Annotated in this window: 3 protein-coding genes; all 3 read left to right on the forward strand. The window is 69.3% G+C overall.

Translation table 11 applies throughout. From position 1 onward, the window contains the following. Positions 1–433 (forward strand): hypothetical protein (locus VGH54_RS20250; RefSeq protein ID WP_331513869.1); only part of this gene is annotated, 433 nt, incomplete at its 5' end. Positions 434–442: 9 nt separating this feature from the next. Next, positions 443–2,110, forward strand: coding sequence for a terminase large subunit domain-containing protein (locus VGH54_RS20255; protein ID WP_331513870.1), 1,668 nt, complete (start codon positions 443–445; stop codon positions 2,108–2,110). 38 nt (positions 2,111–2,148) lie between these two features. Next, complete coding sequence (locus VGH54_RS20260; protein ID WP_331513871.1) at positions 2,149–3,054, forward strand: hypothetical protein; 906 nt, start codon at positions 2,149–2,151, stop codon at positions 3,052–3,054. The last annotated feature ends 45 nt before the right edge of the window (positions 3,055–3,099 follow it).

Genomic DNA, 3,099 nt, shown 5'->3' on the forward strand with positions numbered 1-3,099 from the left:
GAGCGGGACCAAGGCAGCCCGCGAGCAGGAGATCACACAGCAGGCCGCGCGCGAGCTCGCCCGCCTTGACGTAGCGCCGGTCACCGACCCGCTGACTGAGCTCGCCCGCCTCGCAGGGCAGGCTGTCGCCTGGAAAGACGCCATGGCGGAGAAGGTCAACGAGCTCAGCAGCATGCGGTACGAGAACCAGAACGGCGGCGAGCAGCTCCGCGCCGAGATCGCCCTGTGGGAACGCGCCCTCGACCGCTGCGTGGCGACGCTGACGGCGATGGCGAAATTGAACATCGAGGAGCGCCTGGCGGGGATCCGCCAGCAGACCGCCGACATGCTCGAGCGGGCACTTGACGCCGCGCTGAAGGCTTCGGGAGCGGACCGCGACGGCCGGCAGCGGGCACGGGAGGAGTTCCGCAAGAACCTCCGTGTCGTCGCCTAGGCGCCGCGCATGACAGTTCTGCACGTGCCGGACCAGGCCGACCTCCTCGCCCTCGGCGTATTCGGCAGGCGGATGGACGAGGCCCCGGCTGATCCCCGTGCGGAGTGGCACCGGATCGCCCGCCCGGACCAGCGGCTCCCGGATACCGCGTTCCGCGTTCTGTACTTCCAGGGCGGCCGTGGCAGCGGCAAGACGCGCTCCGGGGCGGAGGGGTTCGCCGACATCATCAACGAGGACCAGGAGCCGGAAGGCCAGTTCGGGGTGATCGGCCCGACGTACCGCGACGCGTGGACGGTCCAAGTGGAAGGCGAGTCCGGTTTGCTCCGGGCGCTCGGCACGACCCCGGGTGAGGTGAAGCAGGGCAAGTCGAAGGTCGTCGCGTACGCGCACAGGTCTTACGGGGAGATCGGCCTGCGGGACGCGTACGGCGCCCACGTGATCTTCGTTGACTCCGCTGACGACGGGGCGATCCGGGTTCAGGGCAAGAACCTGCGCGGGGCGTGGTGCGGCGAGATAGGCCTGTGGACCCGGTGGGCCACGGCATGGGACGAGTCGATCAAGTTCGCGGTCCGTAAGGGCGACGCCAAGATCATCTGCGACGGCACGCCGAAAGTGTCCCGTCCCGCCCGTGCTCTGATCCGGCGGTTCCTGCGCGGCGAGGAGCCGGGCGTCGTTGTCCGGCGCCTGCGGACGATCGACAACGCCGCGAACCTCTCAGAGGCGTTCTACGACTCCGTGATCGGCGCGGCGAAGGGCACCCGGCTCGAGCGCCAGGAGCTTGAGGGCGAGCTCCTCGACGACGTGGAGAACGCGCTGTGGACGCGCAGTCTTCTCGAGCGCATCCAGGTCCCCGCGGTGGGTGCCGAGGGCGGCATCCCGTACCTGTTCAACGCGGTCATCGGCGTCGACCCGTCGGACGGCAACGAAGACAGCGACGAGCAGGCGTACACGGTCGCAGGCAAGGGCTCTCCCGATGACCGTCACCTTTACGTGGCCGAGAACTGGGGCGGCCAGATGGCCCCGGCGGCGTTCGCCCGCAAGGTCATCCTGAAGGCCGTCGAGTGGAACGCGCGGATCATCGTGGAGAAGAACCACGGCGGCGCGTGGCTGACCACCACGTTCCACCAGGTGATGAAAGACCTGGACGCGGCCGGGAAGATACCGGGCGGCCACATGCCGCGGGTGGAGACCATCCACGCATCGCAGGCCAAGCGGACCCGCGCTGAGCCTGTGAGCGCCATGTACGAGCGTGACCTGGTGCGCCACTGCTACCAGGTGGAGAAGTACCAGGCGGCGGACCGGGCGACGGGCGAGATGGTATGGCACTCCGACCGCAAGGGCATGGTCGACCTGGAGGACCAGCTTGCGACGTTCACGGGGGCGCAGGGCGAGCGGTCACCGGACAAGCTGGACAGCCTCGTCTGGTCGCTGACCCCGTTCCTGAACGCCTCGTTCGGTCCTCCCGGTTCGCCCGGTGTCCGCAAGTGGGCCGGGGCTGCTGAGCTTGACGCCATGGGCCAGTCACCGGAGGCGGCGATGCGGAAACGGAGGCAGGTTCCCGGTGCCCCCGGAGGGCGGCAGGAGGCCCCGGAGGACGCGCCGTGGGACTTGGACGGGTTTTCGCCTAGCGATGAGGCGGACAGGCCGCAGCGGGGGAACGTGCGCACCTGGCGGTAAGGGTTACGGAATTCCGGAATTCTGATATACTCACCGTCATGAGCCGTGTCTACTTCCACTCCCCGTCGGGCGAGGCTGAGCTTTGGGGCGGCGAACGTGCCCACCTCAGCGGCCTGTGCAACCGCGTCACGCTCGGCCTGCTGAACGTTCGGCACAACGGCGAGCGCATCGCCGAGTTCATCGACGTGAGCGGCGAGGGTTCCTACCTCGCCCGTCCCGAGCCGCGCGACTTCGCCGCCTACAGCCGGTGGGTGACGTCAGTGGAGACCGCGATTACTGTCGGGATGAACAGCGCCTTCGCCTGGAAAGGCCGGCCGCTGTCCATGTTCACGCTGGAACTGAACACCGCGCTGCGCGCCGGCGGCAACCCGCTGAAGCTCGCGGCGCGCATCCACGGGCAGTGCGAGATCCACGGCTGGTGCGAGGGCACCGACCGCGCATGGCTCGCGGGCATCATCGACGAGGGGCTTGAGTCCGGCGTGCTCCGCCAGAACACCGGCTACCCGAACCGCAGCGAGGACTGGGAAGGCGTAGCGCGGTTCCTCCGCGAGCGCGACGACGAGCCGGTCGTCCTCTCCTACTCGGTGACTGACGGCTTCCCGAACCGCTACGAGGCCGGGTGGGAACCGCCGCCCGGAACCGACCTCAGGCCGTCGTGGTGGTCAGCCGACGAGTGGGCGAAGCTCAGCGAGGAAGAGCGCGAGGACTACCACTCCGAGGCCCGTGACGAGCTGTGGGGCGAACTGCCGTCCGCCGCGCAGTGGCGTATCGCCATGGACGCGCTCCGCGCCAAGTCCGGCGGACTGCGGCTCGACCCCGCGAAGTGGGACGGCTTCACGTTCGGCCACGAGCTTTCCGCCTTCGACCTCCTCGCCCCCGACTACGCCGAGCGCCTCGACCGCGCCCTGCTTCCCGCTGATGATGGCGCGACCGCGGACGCCTGACGGCCGCCGCGTGCCGGTCTCGTTCAAGCTCACCGACGCCGAGGC

The sequence above is a fragment of the Mycobacterium sp. genome (assembly GCF_036488105.1).
Classification (GTDB): domain Bacteria; phylum Actinomycetota; class Actinomycetes; order Mycobacteriales; family Mycobacteriaceae; genus Mycobacterium.

What these genes read in the sequence shown, in the direction of transcription:
- VGH54_RS20255 (WP_331513870.1), top strand. Translation starts at nt 443, where the DNA reads ATGACAGTTCTGCACGTGCCGGACCAGGCCGACCTCCTCGCCCTCGGC.
- VGH54_RS20260 (WP_331513871.1), top strand. Translation starts at nt 2,149, where the DNA reads ATGAGCCGTGTCTACTTCCACTCCCCGTCGGGCGAGGCTGAGCTTTGG.